Below are 14,163 nucleotides of genomic sequence, written 5' to 3'. Positions count from 1 at the left end.
TCTTACGTTTCGGTGACGGCCTTGTGAAGCCCCCAAAGACGAAGCGCAAGCCGAACGTTTGGGCTCAAAATGAAGAGAAGGGCTCCTTCAAGAACGCGATCTCCTCGTCGGTCGAGGCGCGCCCGAGGATCACGTTGCGGTGCGGGAAGCGGCCGAAGCGCTGGATGATGTCGCGATGCCGCACGGCGTAATCGAAGTACGCCGCGAAGGCGCCCCGCGCCTCCCCGGTCACGACGTCGAGGAGTTTTTCGAACCGCGCGACCGCGAGGTTCTGCACGGCAAGGTCCTCGGCGTGCTCGAGCGGCAAGTACACGAAGAGCCGCTCGATGGGCCGAAGCCGGAGATCCTCGTCCGCCGCAATCATCGCCCGCGACGTGGCGAGCGCGAGGGGATCACCCTCGAACGCGCGCGGCGTGCCGCGAAAGATGTTCCGGGTGAGTTGATCACAGACCACGAGGAGCGCGAGCCGGCCGCGCTGCGTCTCGCCCCATGAAGTGATCTCGCCGCGCAGGGCGCGCGCGACGAGATCGCCGAACGTTTCGCGCAGGAATCGATCCGTGGCGTCACTCCGAACGAACCAGAGCGCGTGCTGCCGCTTCACGATCGTGGCGTCGTCCGCATCGGGGCCGAACCACGCCGAAAGGACGTTCGAGATCTCGGCCGGGCCCCCCTCGCCGCTCATCGCGCCTTCTCTGCCGTCTTCTGCGGCGCCGTCTTGCTCGCGTCTCCTGGCACGAGCCGCACGACCCGGTGCATCAGGCCATCGACCCGCTGCAACCACGCGCGCCACTTCGTGTACTTGTCGACCGGGATCGTCGACATGTCGAACACGAGCGTGCGCTTCACGACGACCGCGCCTCCCTCGCCCGGAGAAAACTCGATCTTCGCGCGCCCGAACTCGCCGCCCGCCTCTTCGCCGCCCGGCGGCAGCTCCGCGAAGACGTAGCCCTCGGGCGGCACGATCGTGATCGCGCGTGTCTCATGCCGCGGCGCGAGGAACGGCGGCAGCACGACCGGAAGCGTGCGCGACGAGAGCGGCGCGAGCTGCGACGTGAGCGTCGCCGTGTCGCTCACCGGCACCACGAGCTCGCTCCCTTCACGCCGCGCGATGCCCTGGCTCGTCGCCTCGTACGAGAGCTTCGCCGCGCCGCCCGGCAGCGCACCGTCGAAGCCGACCTCGCCCTTGAGCTCCACGCCGGGCACCCACTTGCCCGTGAGGTACGTCTCGGCCCATTGCTTGCGCGCGTCCGGCTCGACGAGGTTCGTGCGCGCCTCGAAGGCCGCGTCGCCGACGTGCCGCTCGTTCGCGGTGAGCTTGCCGCGGCCCTGGACGTCGAGCTCGATCCGCCACTCGGCGTCGATGCCGTGATCGTCGGGCGAGCTCGCGGGCGTCTCGATCATCTTCGCGGGGCCGTCGTCGATGAAGAACGCGAGCGTGCGCGCATCCATCGCCGGCAGCGGGCCGAGGCGGCTCTGCGGGCTCGTCGCGTCGAGCCACATCGCCGGCGCGCCGTCCTTCGCGGGCAGGTACGCGATGCCGTGATCGAACATCGGCACCGCGACCTTCTCGCTGCGCAGGAGCATCGACTGCCCCGTGTAGCGCGTCTGCACGAGCACCTCGGTCGCCTCGATGCCGATCGCCTTGAGCAGCGTGATGAGCAGCATCGCCTTGTCGTCGCAGTCGCCTTGCTTGCGCGCGAGCGAGATCTGCGGGCGGTTCGGAAGCCACGCCTCCCCCGAGACGTAGTTCACGTATCTGATCGAGTCGGCGACGTAGTCGAAGACCGCGCGGATCTTCTCGTCGCGCGTCTTCTTGCCCTTCGTGAGCTCGGCCGCGAGTTCCTTGATGCGCTCGTCAGGCGTGGAAAAACCCTCGACCGCGCTCTTGTACCAGGTGCGGAAATCGCCCCAGCCCGCGAACGTCGAGCCCACGACGACCGGCACCGTCTCCGCGATCGGCGGCGCGAGTGGCTCGTCACGCACGTTCGTCGGGTTGTCCCATACGAACCGCTGGACCACGCGATCGCCGACGGTCTTCGTCTCCGCTCGATCGGCCTTGCCATTGATCACGTCGACGGCGAGCGGCGAAGCCGCGGGCGAGTCCACGATGACCTCGTTGAACAGGATCGGCCGCGTATCCATCGAGCCGACGTAGTCGATGAAGTAGAACGGTGCATCGCCGCGACGACCCACGGGATCCCGCGTCCACGAGCGCACCGCGATCTCGACGACGTCGCCCGACGAAAGCTTCGGCCAGCGCACGTACGCGCCGCGCCCGCCGCCGCCTTGCTCCTCGGGCAGCGCGATCGAGCCGTCCTTCCGGTGCACACGCGCGAAGAGCAGCTCCGTGCGATCGCCCTCGGCCGGGATGTCCGGCTCGAAGAGGTCCATCTCCGTGCGCGGCTCGACCACGATTTCCCGCGCGTAATGCATGAGCTGCGAGACGCGCCGATCCGGGTGGTACGTCACGACGCGCGTCCAGTGGAGCTGCCGATCGAAGACCTCGCCCTTCTTCGCCGGGTTCGCCTTGGCCCGCGCGAGGAAGACGCTCGGCTGCACGATCGCCTGCTCGTCGGGCATCGCCGTCTTGCCCTGCGGCATGCGCGTGCGGAGCGCGATCTCCGCCTTGCGTTGCTGATCCGTGGGCTCGAGCGCGAGCGCGCGCGAGAGCGCCTCGGTCACGCGCTCCGCCGGCTCCGACGGCGGTTTGCCCAGCCGCACCTCGTCCGCGAGCACCGCTTTGCGCGCCGCCGCGAGCCCATCGAATGCCGACGCCTTGTTCGGCGAGAGCAAGGTCGCCACGTAAAACACCTCGCGCGCCCATGCGTTCCGGCCCGCGTCGAGCAGCTGCCGCCCGATCGCCACGAGCTCGTCGGCCGATCGCTGATGCGCGAGGCTCTCGGCCGCGGCGCGCTCGAGCTCCGCGCCGCCCTGCACCCGGAACGCCGACACGTAACGGCTATCCCGCGCGCCCGCGCGCTGCTCCACGAGCTTGCGCGCCGCGACGAGCGCCGTCTGCGGATCGGCGCGTGTCACCGAGGAGAGCTCGGCCCACACGGCCGTCGGCGCGCGCCCGCGCTCCTCGCCCGTCATCGCCATCAGCTCGTCCCGATGCGCCCGGTACGCGCCCTGCGCGCCCATCTGCGAGCGCCCCGCGATCTTGAGCAGGCGCGCTTCGAGGTCCGTCGCGGTCGCGAGCGGCGCCTCGCGGACGCGCGCGAGCGCCCAGTCGGGATAACGCGCCGCGAGCGACGATTCGAAAAGCCGCCGCTGCGCGAACGCCGCCGTCGCCTCGTCGTTCGCCGCTTTGCCGCGCTCGAACGCGAGGTTCAGCCGCTCGCTCCGCTCCGCGCCGAACGGCGAGACGTACCCCGCGAGCGCGAGCACGTCGGGCGACGTGTCCTTGCCTCGGAGCGCCGCTTCGAGCAGCCCCGGCGCACGCGGCGAACGCGCGTCCTCCGCGCCCCCGAGCGTCCGCAGGATCGCCGCCCGCAGCGCTGCATCCGGACTCGGATTCGCGCCCACGTCGAGCCCCACCTCGAGCTGCGTTTTGGCCCGCGTCACGCCCTTCGGCGGCTTGATCTCCGCGGCGACCCGCGCCTCCTTCGCCGGATCCGCTTTCTGCGCTTTCCCCGGCTTCTTCTCGGCGACAACCGGCAGCGTCACGCTCGTGATGTCCGACGACGACGACACCGTGATCGCCGCGCCCGCTTCATCCGTGAACCGCAAGCGCACGCGCCCCTCGTCCGAGGTCGCGCCCGAGCAGACCTTCACCGCGACGAGATGCGGCCCGGGCGCTGGCTCGATCCGCGCGGCCAGCCGATCCAGCACGAGCCGCGGATGCACTTCCTCGCTCATCGCGACATCGGCGCCGTCCCAGAGCAGCCGCACCTTGCCCGTCGACGCGACATGCACGACCACGGGCTTCTGCGCCTGGCCCGCGGGCGGGTTCGGGAAGACGACCTTCGACGCGAGATACGTGCAGCTCTCGGCACGCGGATGCACGTAGAGATCGAGCGGAACCCCACGCCACGTCGACGACTGCGGCAGGATGCGCCGCCACGCGACGTCGTAGACGCCCCACGAGTACCGCGCCGACGTGTCGTTGAATTTCTGCCCCGGTGCCTCCGGGCCTTCCTTGTCGCGAATCCCTTCGCCCTTGTCCTGGAACGGACCGAGGATCGCAAAGGACCGCACGAGCCCACTCGTGTCGGGCGCGACGTCGTACGAAATCGTCTTCGAGGAAGCCCACGCAGGCCCCGCCGGGTTCGGCGTCAACCACGCCGCGAGCGCCCGCGCATCCCCCGCGACCGGCGACTTCGTCGTGGCCACCGAGCGCAGCGCTCCGCGCACTTTTCCGAATGTCGCGCGCTCATCCAGCGTCGTCGCCACGAGCAACCCCGCGAGCGCATCCGGCCCGCCTGCCGTCGCGCGCTGGATCCCGAGATCCACCATCGGATCCGGCTGCGCCGCCGTCCACCGCGAAGGCGCCTTCGGCAAGGACGCCTGGACGCCCTTGTTCTTGTCCTGGACGCCCTTGTCCTTGTCCTGGACGCCCTTGTCCTTGTCCTGGACGCCCTTGTTCTTGTCCTGGACGCCCTTGTCCTTGTCCTGGGCGCCCTTGTTCTTGTCCTGGACGCCTGCGGCGGGTTTCTTCGTCGTCGCGGGATCGGCCTTTTTCCCGGGCGATTGCGCGAGCGCCGTGCTCGAGACGAGCCCCAGCGTGATCACCCACGCGATGCCCCTCTTCCACGACGCCCCGGCGCGCAGACGTCGTGTTCCCTCGCCGATGGCCTGCGCGCTCGAAGACCTTTCCATGGGTACATCGATGCATAGCGCGGCACGTCGGGGGGATCGAGCCCCTCGGCCCGGTTCTTGGCCCGCCTCGCCGCGCGCCTCTACCCTCCCGCGCATGCGCCGCGTCTCTCGTTTGATCGCTGCCCTCGCGCTCGCCTTGACCGCCTCGCTCGCGCCCGCTTCGAGCGCGTTCGCGCGTGGCAAGGCCACCGTCGAGTGGACCCGCGTCGACGCCCCGGAAGGAAAAGAGGGCGACCGGATCGCCCGCACCCTGCGGGGCCTCCTCAAAGAGGCCAGCCGCAAGGCCGATTTCGGCAAATCCGGCAAGGTCGCGCTCCGCGCCAAGATCACCGAGTACGTCGTCGAGAAGAAGGGCGACGTCCTGCGCATCCGCTGCACCATCGTCGGTCGTGTCGAGGGCGGCGCCAGCGCGAAGAGTCGCATCTCCTTCGGCGGCGACCCGAACGACCCGAAGGCCCTCGAAAAGCAAGTCCTCACGATGGTCGCGCACGGCGTCACGAGCCGCCTTGCCGCGATCGCCCGCTCCCGCGCCGAAGCCGAGGAAAAGAAGAAAAAAGCGGCTCGTGAGGTCGAGGACTAGACCGCGACAGCTTTCCGAATCGCCTCTCGACCCTCGCGGCAAATTGATTTAGTCCAGGGAGTCGACATGGAATACGACCGCATGCTCGCGACGCTCTTCGAGGAAGAGGACCGCGCGCGCGAGATGGCGAGCAAGCTGATGAAGGTCTCCCAGGAGTCGCGCGAGGCGGCCTCCGCGGAGCGTCAGAGCCTCGTCGCCTTCCTCAAGGGCCCGATGGAACGGCACATGGCGTACGAGGAGCGCGCCGTCTTCCCGCAGCTCGACCGCCGCGGCCTCGGCGCCGAAGTGCAAGTCGCGCTGCGACACCACGCGATGATCCGCGAAGACGCCGAAAAGCTCGCCGCCGCGAGGCCCGGTGACGACGTGAGCCAGCTCATCTTCGATGTGGCGCGCCGCATGCTGCACCACACGAACTTCGAGGGAGATTACATCTATCCCGAGCTCACCTACGAAGCTTGGCGTGATCTCATGAAGGAGACCGCGGGGTGAACGCCGCGCTCTCGACATCTGCCCCGGGCGCCACGTACTCTGTGGGTTCCTGATGAGCCTCGAGGCAGGCCGCGTCCTCAGCACCCGCTACCGGCTGGTCCGACCCCTCGGGCAGGGCTCGCAAGGGGCCGTGTGGATCGCGGACCACCTCGCCCTCAACACGGAAGTCGCGGTCAAGCTCATCGACCCCGAGCTCGCCAAACGCGAAGACGCGGTCGAGCGCTTCAAGCGCGAAGCCACCGCCGCCGCGCAGCTCCGCTCTGCCCACGTCGTCCAGATCCTCGATCACGGCATCGACGAAGGGCAGCCCTTCATCGTGATGGAGCTGCTCGACGGCGAAGACCTCTTCGAGCGGCTCAACAAGCGCGGTCGTCTCTCGCTGCGCGAGACGTCCAAGGTGATCACGCAGGTCTGCCGCGCCCTCGCGCGCGCGCACGCCGCGGGCATCGTGCATCGCGATCTCAAGCCCGAAAACGTCTTCCTCTGCAACAACGAGGACGACGAGGTCGTGAAGGTGCTCGACTTCGGCGTCGCGAAAGTGACCGACCCGGCGAAGGCCACCATGCAGCGCACCAACGTCGGTACGCTCATCGGCACGCCGCACTACATGAGCCCCGAGCAGGTCAAGGGCATCTCCGAGATCGATTCTCGCACCGATCTCTGGGCGATCGGCGTCATCGCCTACCAGTGCGTCGTCGGCGAACTGCCCTTCGACAGCGAAGGCGTCGGCGATCTGCTCATCAAGATCTCGGTCGCCGAGCCACCCGTGCCCTCGAAGGTCTGGAAAGGCGTCCCGCCCCAGTTCGACGCGTGGTTCGCGAAGGCCTGCGACAAGGACCCGGGCAAACGCTTCCAGAGCGCGCGTGAGCTCGCCGAGGCCCTCGCCCGCGTGGTCGCCTCCGTGCCCGAAGCGATGCGCGGCGAGCTGCCGCCACGGCCCGCATCGATCCGCCCGCCGCCCGTCGCGCCCACGTCGTCGCCCGGCACACCCGCGCCCACGACCGCAAAGCCGAAGAGCTCGAAGGCCCCGGCGCTGCCTCCGCGCGCCACCGCATCCCCGGCCAAACCACCCCCGCGCGCCGAGCGCGCAAAGACGGAGCTGCTCGATCCTTCCGACGTCGAGGTCCTCGCCGACACGACGACGCGCGGCCCCGTCTCCGAGGACATCGACGACTTCGAGTTCGACTTCGACGACGAGCCGCCGGTCATCGTCTCCACGGCGCCTCCCGCCGTCGTCGCGCCAGCGCCCGCGCCCGCGCCGAAGCACGCCTCCGGCGTGCGCGCGCCGATGCCCTCGCCCGCCGCGACGCCGCTGCCCGCTGCAGCGCCCGCGCAACGCGTGAGCGCGACGCCGCCGCTCTCCGCGAACCCGTTCCTCTCCGACCTCGGCGCGCCCGTCCTTCCCGCGGGCCTGCTCGACGCGCCCCCGCCTCGTCCTTCGGCCCCAGCCCCGGAGCCCGTGCAGGCGGTGATCCCGCGGCATCCCGCGCCGATCACGGCGCCGGGCGTGGACAGCGGCGATCGGATCTCCGCGCCTCCCGAGATCGACGGCTCGCGCCGCAAGCGCGTGCTCGCGTTCGTCGGCGTGGCGTTCGTCCTGGCCGCGGGCGGCATCGCGTACGTCGTGGTCCAGTCGAACATGTTGCCGCCCGGCCCGGTCCCGGCCGCGTCGGTGCCGCCTCCGCCCGAGCCCATCGAGCCGCCGGCCGTGGTCGCCGTCCCTTCGCCCACGGCGAGCTTCGGCTCGCCGATCCCGACCACGAAGAAGCCCACGGGCAGGCCGGGCACGACCACGAAGAAGACGACGTCCCCCTCGAACACGTCCAAGACGACGGCGACGGCCAAGCAGCCCGACCCGCCGCCCGACGACGGCACGATCGTCATCCCGGATCCGCCGAGCGAAGTCCCGCCGGCGGACTGAGAGGGAAAAGGAAAAACCCCGCCACTGCTGGTCGCAGCGCGGGGTTTTTCGTTTAGAGACGCCAGAGCGTGTTCGCCGGGGCGTCCTCGTTTCTACGGATCAGGAGCCCTCTTCGAACTCCGCGTCGATGACGCCGTCCTTGCCCTTGCCACCGGCGGGCGGGGGCGGCGCGCCACCGTTGCCGGGCGGCGCACCGGCCTGCGGACCGGCCTTCTCGTACATCACGCTCGCGATGCGGTGCATCTCCTTCTCGAGCTTCTCGAGCGAGGCCTGCACGGCCGCGTCGTCCTGCTTCTCGATCGCCTGGCGCGCCTCGGCGACGATGCCGTTCAGCGCGGACACGTCGCTCTCGGGCACCTTGTCCTTGTTGTCGGCGATCGTCTTTTCGATCTGGTAGCAGAGGTTGTCGAGCTTGTTGCGCCGCTCGATCTCCTCGCGCCGACGCTTGTCCTCGGCCTCGTGCTCGGAGGCTTCGCGGACCATGCGCTGAATCTCGTCCTCCTTGAGACCGCCGGAAGCCGTGATCGTGATGCGCTGATCCTTGCCCGTCGCCATGTCCTTCGCGTGCACGCTGAGGATGCCGTTCGCGTCGATGTCGAACGTCACCTCGATCTTCGGCACGCCGCGCGGCGCCGGCATGATGCCTTCCAGGTGGAAGCGGCCCAGCGTGCGGTTGTACCGCGCCTCGGTGCGCTCGCCTTGCAGCACGTGCACCTCGACCGAGGGCTGGCTGTCGGTCGCCGTCGAGAACGTCTCCTTCTTCTGCGTCGGGATCGTCGTGTTGCGCGAGATCATCACCGTCATCACGCCGCCGAGCGTCTCGACGCCGAGCGAGAGCGGCGTGACGTCGAGCAGCACGAGGTCCTTCACGTCGCCGGAGAGCACACCCGCCTGCACCGCGGCGCCGACGGCCACGACCTCGTCCGGGTTCACGCCCTTGTGCGGCTCTTTGCCGAAGAACTTCTTCACCGTCTCCTGCACGAGCGGGATGCGCGTCGAGCCGCCGACGAGCACGACCTCGTCGATCTGCTGCGGCGTCTTCTTCGCGTCCGCGAGCGCCTTGCGCACGGGCTCCATCGTCCGCTCGATGAGCGGCCGGATCATCTGCTCGAGCTTCGCGCGGCTGAGCTGCTTCTGCAGGTGCTTCGGGCCCGACGCGTCGGCCGTGAGGAACGGCAGGTTGATCGTCGTCTCCTGCACGTTCGACAGCTCGATCTTCGCCTGCTCCGCCGCGTCCTTCAGGCGCTGCACGACCATCTTGTCGTTCGAGACGTCGATGCCCGTGTCCTTCTTGAACTCGGCGATCAGCCAATCCATCACGAGGTGGTCGACGTCGTCGCCGCCGAGGTGCGTGTCGCCGTTCGTCGAGATGACCTGCACGACGTTGTCGCCGACCTCGAGGATCGAGATGTCGAACGTGCCGCCGCCGAAGTCGTAGACCGCGATGACCTCGTCGTTCTTCTTGTCGAGACCGTACGCGAGTGCGGCCGCGGTCGGCTCGTTGACGATGCGCTTGACGTCGAGGCCGGCGATGCGGCCGGCGTCCTTCGTCGCCTGGCGCTGCGAGTCGTTGAAGTACGCGGGGACCGTGATGACCGCCTCGGTCACCTTCTCGCCGAGGTAGTCCTCCGCCGCCTTCTTCAGCTTCTGCAGGACCTTCGCCGAGACCTCCGGCGGCGAGTTCTGCTTGCCGCGGATCTCGATGATGGCGTCGCCGTTCTTGCCCTTCACGACCTTGTACGGGACGCGCTTGACCTCTTCGCTCACCTCTTCGAAGCGGCGGCCCACGAAGCGCTTGGCCGAGTAGATCGTGTTGAGGGGGTTCGTGACGGCTTGGCGCTTCGCGATCTGCCCGACGAGCACCTCGCCCTTGTCGTCGAACGCGACGACCGACGGCGTGATCCGTGAGCCCTCCTCGTTGACGATGACCTTGGGCTCCTTGCCCTCCATCACCGCGACAACGCTGTTCGTCGTGCCGAGATCGATGCCGATGATCTTGCCCATGGAACCTTTTTCCTCCGAGACGGTCGCGCACGAAGTTCGGCGCATGCGAGGCAGAGCGGCCGGGGAGAGCCTGCCTGGAAACGCTACAACCCTACGTAAATGAGCCGGAAACCTTCGAAATCCTTCTTATTTTTCGAGTCGCTCCGGCTTTGCGGGTCGCTTCGCGGTCGAAAGTAACCACACGCTCCTTCACGTCAACGGAAGCGCTGGCAGAACTCGGAAAAATCCATGCCCGAGCCCGGACGTCCTCGAAGAACCTGCCGGCTCGTGATGGCCGTCCCTTGCGATCTCTGGGAGGTGCGTGCTAAGAGGCTCGGCCCTTCTTCGGAGGAAGGACCTGCGCCATGAAGCAAGGCATCCACCCCAATTACGTCATGTCGACGATCAACTGCGCCTGCGGCTCGGTCGTCGTCACCCGTTCGACCCGCGGCAGCTTCACCACCGACATCTGCTCCGCGTGCCACCCCTTCTACACGGGCAAGGCGAAGGTCATGGACGTCGCCGGCCGCGTCGACCGCTTCCGCAAGAAGTACGCGCAGACGCAAAAGGCGACCTGATCCCGCGCGGAATTTCCCATTCCGCCGGTCTCCCCCCGTGGGGCGCCCGCTCTGCGGGGGGGCGCCTCCCACTCGGGTACTTCCCGCGCTAGAGTCTTGCCGATGAGCCAGGAAGTCGCGCGCCCGTACATCGGCGGGCAAGCCGTGATCGAGGGGGTCATGATGAGATCCCCTCGCTCGCTCTCCATCGTGTGCCGCAGACGCTCGGGCGAGCTCGTGGTCCGTGAACGGGCCGCGCCCACGCTCGCGCAAGGCCCGCGCACCTGGCCGCTCGTGCGCGGCATCGTCACCGTCGTCGAGTCTCTCAAGCTCGGCTCGCAAGCCCTGCGCTGGTCAGCCGATCTCTTCGAGCAAGACCTGGACGACGAGGACAAGCCGGCGTCGAAGAAAAAGCCGCCGACCGCGAGCAATATCCTCACGGCGCTCTCGCTCCCCATCCTCTCGCTCGTCACCTCGGGCGGAGAGGCGGCCCCGTCCACGGGGAGCAAGGGTGCGGGCGGGTTCGGGTTCATCTCGATCCTGTTCGCCGTGGGCCTGTTCGTCGCGGCACCGCAGGCCGGCGCCGAGGGCATCAACAAGCTCTTCAAGCTCGGCCTCGACGTCAGCTCGCCGGGCTTCCAGGCGCTCACGGGCGCCGCGAAGCTCCTCATCGTCGTCGGCTACATGCTGCTCATCCGGCAGGTCGCCGAGATCCGCCGCGTGTTCCAGTACCACGGCGCCGAACACAAGGCGATTTCGACCTACGAGGCCCACGAAGAGCTCACGGTCGAGAACGCGGCCAAGAAGACCACGCTCCACGCGCGTTGCGGCACCACGTTCCTCGTGATGGTCGCGCTCGTGTCGATTCTCGTCTTCTCGGCCATCGGCGCGCTCCTGCCGACGATCCCCGGCGGACGGCTCGCGCAGAGCGTGGGCTTCTTCTTCATGAAGCTGCCCTTCCTGCCGTTCATCGCCGCCATCACCTACGAGCTGCAGCGCTTCTTCGCGCGCTTCTGCACCGTGGGCCCGCTGCAGGTCCTGCTCTGGCCGGGTTTCCTCGTCCAGAAGATCACGACCGCAGAGCCCGAGCCCGCGCAGCTCGAGGTGGCGCTCGCGTCGCTCCGCGCGACGCTCTGGCGCGAAGCCGCGGCCACGAGCGCGCCCGCCGAGGTGCCCGACCGCGTCTTCCCCGATTACGGCCGACTCCTCGCAGACCCGGGTTACGTCGGCGCGCGCGTCTGAACTCGGACCTTACCCCATGTTGCCGATCACGAAGCTCGAAGCCGTGGCGCGGCGCTTCCGGGAGCTCGAGCACCTGCTCTGCTCGCCCGAGGTGCTCGCCGATCACGCGAAGCTGCAGAAGCTCAACAAGGAGCGCACGGACCTCGAGCCCGTCGTGGCGCAGTTCGCGCGCCTGAACGACGTCGAGCGTCGCATCGCGGAGGACCGCGAGGTGCTCGCCGATCCCGAGCTCGGCGAGCTCGCACGCGCCGAGCTGCCCGAGCTCGAAGCCGAGCGCGAGGTGATCACGAGCGAGCTCGAATTGCTCCTTTTGCCGAAGGATCCGAACGACGCGAAGAACACGATCGTCGAGATCCGAAGCGGCGAGGGCGGCGAGGAAGCGGCGCTCTTCGCAGCCGACGTCTTCCGCATGATCGTCCGGTACGCCGAGACGAAGCGCTGGAAGGTCGAGATCCTCAGCGTGAGCGAGGCCTCGGCGGGCGGGTACAAAGAGGTCATCGCGCTCGTCACGGGCCAGGACGTCTATTCGCACCTTCGTTACGAGGGCGGCGTGCACCGCGTGCAGCGCGTGCCCGCGACCGAAGCGCAGGGCCGGATCCACACGTCGACCGCGACCGTCGCCGTGCTGCCCGAAGCCGATGACGTCGACGTGCAGATCGACGACAAGGACCTCGACATCTCGATCGCGGCCTCCGGCGGTCCCGGCGGACAGGGCGTGAACACGACGAACAGCGCCGTGCAGATCCGCCACATCCCGACGGGCATCATCGTGAAGTGCCAGGACGAGCGCTCGCAGCTCAAGAACAAGGCGAAGGCGCTCAAGGTGCTGAAGAGCCGTCTGCTCGACATCGAGCGCAAGCGGCAAGAAGACGCGCTCAGCGCCGAGCGGCGCACGATGGTCGGCTCGGCCGAGCGATCGCAGAAGATCCGCACCTACAACTACCCGCAGAACCGCGTCACCGATCACCGCATCGGCCTCACGCTGCACAAGCTCGATCGCATCATGGACGGTGACATCGACGAGCTCATCGCCGCGCTTCGCACGCATCGCCAGGCCGAGCTCCTGAAGCAGGGCGGCTCCCAGGAGCGCCCCGCCGAGATCGAATGATCGCGCGGCCCGACCTCGAGGCGCTGCTCGTCGCGCTCGTGCTCGTCCCGGGGACGTACTCGCGCAATCGCTTCTTCGCGCTCTACACCGACCCCGAGGCGGCCCGCGTCCGCCGTCGCGCCAAGCTCCTCCGCAGCGTCATCGCCGAGGTCACGCAGAACGATCCCGCGCGCCGCGGGCACATCGTCGCGATCGACGAACAGAAGGACGGCGGCGCGACATTTACGTATGTCGTCCCGTCGCTGAACCTGCGCCGCACGACGACGCTCTCCGAGCTCGAGCTCTCGATCGTGCGTTACGCCCTGGCGTGCCGCGCGGGTTCGATCGCGCCGGCGACGCCGCCGGACGAGAAGGCGTTCGCGCCGCTCGGCGAGGACGATCCGGTGCGGGCGCGCATCGAGGACACCCTGCGCAAGCTCGCGCCGGACCTCGCCGCGCTCACGTCGAGCGGCGCGCTCGCCACGGACGAGGCCTGTGACCTCGACGAACCGTGTGATCCGGACGAACGTGACGAGCCCACGGAAGCTTGTGCGCCTTCCCCCGCGCCTTCCGGTCTTTCTTCTTTACCCGAGGGGGCGACCGAGCGATAACGCGAGCTTCGTGCATCCGGGGAGGACGAGATGTGCATCTTCTGCAAGATCGCGAAGAAAGAGATCCCGGCGAAGCTCGTGCTCGAGGACGATGACCTCGTAGCGTTCCACGACATCAACGCGCAGGCGCCGATCCACGTCCTCGTGATTCCCAAGCAGCACATCACGGGGATCGGCGAGGTGACCGACGAACACGTCACGGTGCTCGGCAAGCTGCTCGTCGCAGCGCGTCGCATCGCCGAGGACGCGGGGCTTTCGCAATCGGGTTTCCGCGTGGTCGTCAATCACGGCCAGCACGCGGGTCAGACCGTGCATCACCTCCACGTGCACGTGCTCGGCGGAAGGCCGCTCGCGTGGCCGCCGGGCTGATCGAGGCGAGGGACACGATGCGAAACGTTTTCTTGCTGGGTTGCGCGGTCGCGTCGGCCGCGCTCGTGGGCTGCGGCGACGAGAGCAACGGCGCGCCGGCGCCGGATTACATCAGGAAGACGATCGAGCTCGTCGAGCACGCCGACAACGAGACGGTCACGCACACGGACGTGGCGATGATGGATTCGGTCGGCGACATCCTCACGTTCGCGAACCCGGTGTTCGACAAGGCGAATGCAAACCAGGTCGCGACGGACCAGGGGTATTGCATTCGCACCGAGGTCGGGAAGTCCTGGGAGTGCGAGTGGACGATGTTCCTCGCCGACGGTCAGATCTCGGTCGCCGGGCCGTTCTTCGACACGGAGGAGTCCGTGCTCGCAATCACCGGCGGCACGGGCATCTACGCGCAGGCGAGCGGCGAGATGTACCTCGGCTTCCGGGACGTGGCGCCGCCGAAGGTCGAATACGATTTCGTGTATCACGTGATCGTCCCGTATTGAGGGACG

The 14,163-nt window shown here is 68.5% G+C and carries 12 protein-coding genes; 9 read left to right on the top strand and 3 right to left on the bottom strand.

From position 1 onward, the window contains the following. Positions 1-64 precede the first annotated feature (64 nt). Entirely contained in the window at positions 65-682 is a 618-nt protein-coding gene (locus tag KEG38_RS03235; protein ID WP_272417490.1) for a DUF924 family protein, read from the bottom strand. Next, positions 679-4,818, bottom strand: coding sequence for a transglutaminase-like domain-containing protein (locus KEG38_RS03230; protein ID WP_272417489.1), 4,140 nt, complete (start codon positions 4,816-4,818; stop codon positions 679-681). Before KEG38_RS03230 ends, KEG38_RS03235 begins: the two co-directional genes overlap by 4 nt. A 94-nt stretch (positions 4,819-4,912) precedes the next feature. On the opposite strand from KEG38_RS03230, the gene KEG38_RS03225 reads away from it, so the two are divergent. The 3 genes from KEG38_RS03225 (at position 4,913) to KEG38_RS03215 (ending at position 7,808) form a co-directional block, all read left to right on the top strand. Further along, a complete protein-coding gene (locus KEG38_RS03225; RefSeq protein ID WP_272417488.1) occupies positions 4,913-5,398 on the top strand; it encodes a hypothetical protein in 486 nt (161 codons plus the stop codon). 66 nt (positions 5,399-5,464) lie between these two features. Further along, a complete protein-coding gene (locus KEG38_RS03220; protein ID WP_153820869.1) occupies positions 5,465-5,887 on the top strand; it encodes a hemerythrin domain-containing protein in 423 nt (140 codons plus the stop codon). A 52-nt stretch (positions 5,888-5,939) separates the two neighbouring features. After that, a complete protein-coding gene (locus KEG38_RS03215) occupies positions 5,940-7,808 on the top strand; it encodes a serine/threonine-protein kinase (protein WP_272417487.1) in 1,869 nt (622 codons plus the stop codon). Positions 7,809-7,907: 99 nt separating this feature from the next. Here the strand turns inward: KEG38_RS03215 and dnaK are convergent, their stop codons facing one another. Beyond that, on the bottom strand, positions 7,908-9,812 hold the full coding sequence (gene dnaK, locus KEG38_RS03210; RefSeq protein ID WP_272417486.1) for a molecular chaperone DnaK: 1,905 nt from the start codon (positions 9,810-9,812) through the stop codon (positions 7,908-7,910). Between the two features lie 344 nt (positions 9,813-10,156). Between dnaK and rpmE the strand changes: the two genes are divergently transcribed. The 6 genes from rpmE to KEG38_RS03180 all read left to right on the top strand — a co-directional run bounded on the left by rpmE (position 10,157) and on the right by KEG38_RS03180 (position 14,157). Next, a complete protein-coding gene (gene rpmE / locus KEG38_RS03205; protein ID WP_136927255.1) occupies positions 10,157-10,369 on the top strand; it encodes a 50S ribosomal protein L31 in 213 nt (70 codons plus the stop codon). 102 nt (positions 10,370-10,471) lie between these two features. Continuing rightward, a complete protein-coding gene (locus KEG38_RS03200) occupies positions 10,472-11,590 on the top strand; it encodes a DUF1385 domain-containing protein (protein ID WP_272417485.1) in 1,119 nt (372 codons plus the stop codon). Positions 11,591-11,606: 16 nt separating this feature from the next. Then, positions 11,607-12,698 carry a peptide chain release factor 1 gene (gene prfA, locus KEG38_RS03195; protein ID WP_272417484.1) on the top strand — a complete coding sequence of 364 codons (1,092 nt, stop codon included), beginning with the start codon at positions 11,607-11,609 and terminating at the stop codon, positions 12,696-12,698. Further along, on the top strand, positions 12,695-13,288 hold the full coding sequence (locus KEG38_RS03190; protein WP_272417483.1) for a hypothetical protein: 594 nt from the start codon (positions 12,695-12,697) through the stop codon (positions 13,286-13,288). The genes prfA and KEG38_RS03190 overlap by 4 nt, the downstream gene beginning before the upstream one ends. Before the next feature lie 30 nt (positions 13,289-13,318). Next, positions 13,319-13,657, top strand: a complete 339-nt coding sequence (locus tag KEG38_RS03185; protein WP_272417481.1) for a histidine triad nucleotide-binding protein — start codon at positions 13,319-13,321, stop codon at positions 13,655-13,657. Between the two features lie 17 nt (positions 13,658-13,674). Then, positions 13,675-14,157, top strand: coding sequence for an allene oxide cyclase family protein (locus KEG38_RS03180; RefSeq protein WP_272417480.1), 483 nt, complete (start codon positions 13,675-13,677; stop codon positions 14,155-14,157). Positions 14,158-14,163 lie beyond the last annotated feature (6 nt).

It is taken from the genome of Polyangium jinanense (assembly GCF_028435265.1).
GTDB lineage: Bacteria > Myxococcota_A > Polyangia > Polyangiales > Polyangiaceae > Polyangium > Polyangium jinanense.
The sequence above is the reverse complement of the archived record's forward strand: the minus strand, read 5'-3'. Positions and strand labels throughout refer to the sequence as shown.

What these genes read in the sequence shown, in the direction of transcription:
- KEG38_RS03235 (WP_272417490.1), bottom strand. Translation starts at nt 682, where the DNA reads ATGAGCGGCGAGGGGGGCCCGGCCGAGATCTCGAACGTCCTTTCGGCG.
- KEG38_RS03230 (WP_272417489.1), bottom strand. Translation starts at nt 4,818, where the DNA reads ATGGAAAGGTCTTCGAGCGCGCAGGCCATCGGCGAGGGAACACGACGT.
- KEG38_RS03225 (WP_272417488.1), top strand. Translation starts at nt 4,913, where the DNA reads ATGCGCCGCGTCTCTCGTTTGATCGCTGCCCTCGCGCTCGCCTTGACC.
- KEG38_RS03220 (WP_153820869.1), top strand. Translation starts at nt 5,465, where the DNA reads ATGGAATACGACCGCATGCTCGCGACGCTCTTCGAGGAAGAGGACCGC.
- KEG38_RS03215 (WP_272417487.1), top strand. Translation starts at nt 5,940, where the DNA reads ATGAGCCTCGAGGCAGGCCGCGTCCTCAGCACCCGCTACCGGCTGGTC.
- dnaK (WP_272417486.1), bottom strand. Translation starts at nt 9,812, where the DNA reads ATGGGCAAGATCATCGGCATCGATCTCGGCACGACGAACAGCGTTGTC.
- rpmE (WP_136927255.1), top strand. Translation starts at nt 10,157, where the DNA reads ATGAAGCAAGGCATCCACCCCAATTACGTCATGTCGACGATCAACTGC.
- KEG38_RS03200 (WP_272417485.1), top strand. Translation starts at nt 10,472, where the DNA reads ATGAGCCAGGAAGTCGCGCGCCCGTACATCGGCGGGCAAGCCGTGATC.
- prfA (WP_272417484.1), top strand. Translation starts at nt 11,607, where the DNA reads ATGTTGCCGATCACGAAGCTCGAAGCCGTGGCGCGGCGCTTCCGGGAG.
- KEG38_RS03190 (WP_272417483.1), top strand. Translation starts at nt 12,695, where the DNA reads ATGATCGCGCGGCCCGACCTCGAGGCGCTGCTCGTCGCGCTCGTGCTC.
- KEG38_RS03185 (WP_272417481.1), top strand. Translation starts at nt 13,319, where the DNA reads ATGTGCATCTTCTGCAAGATCGCGAAGAAAGAGATCCCGGCGAAGCTC.
- KEG38_RS03180 (WP_272417480.1), top strand. Translation starts at nt 13,675, where the DNA reads ATGCGAAACGTTTTCTTGCTGGGTTGCGCGGTCGCGTCGGCCGCGCTC.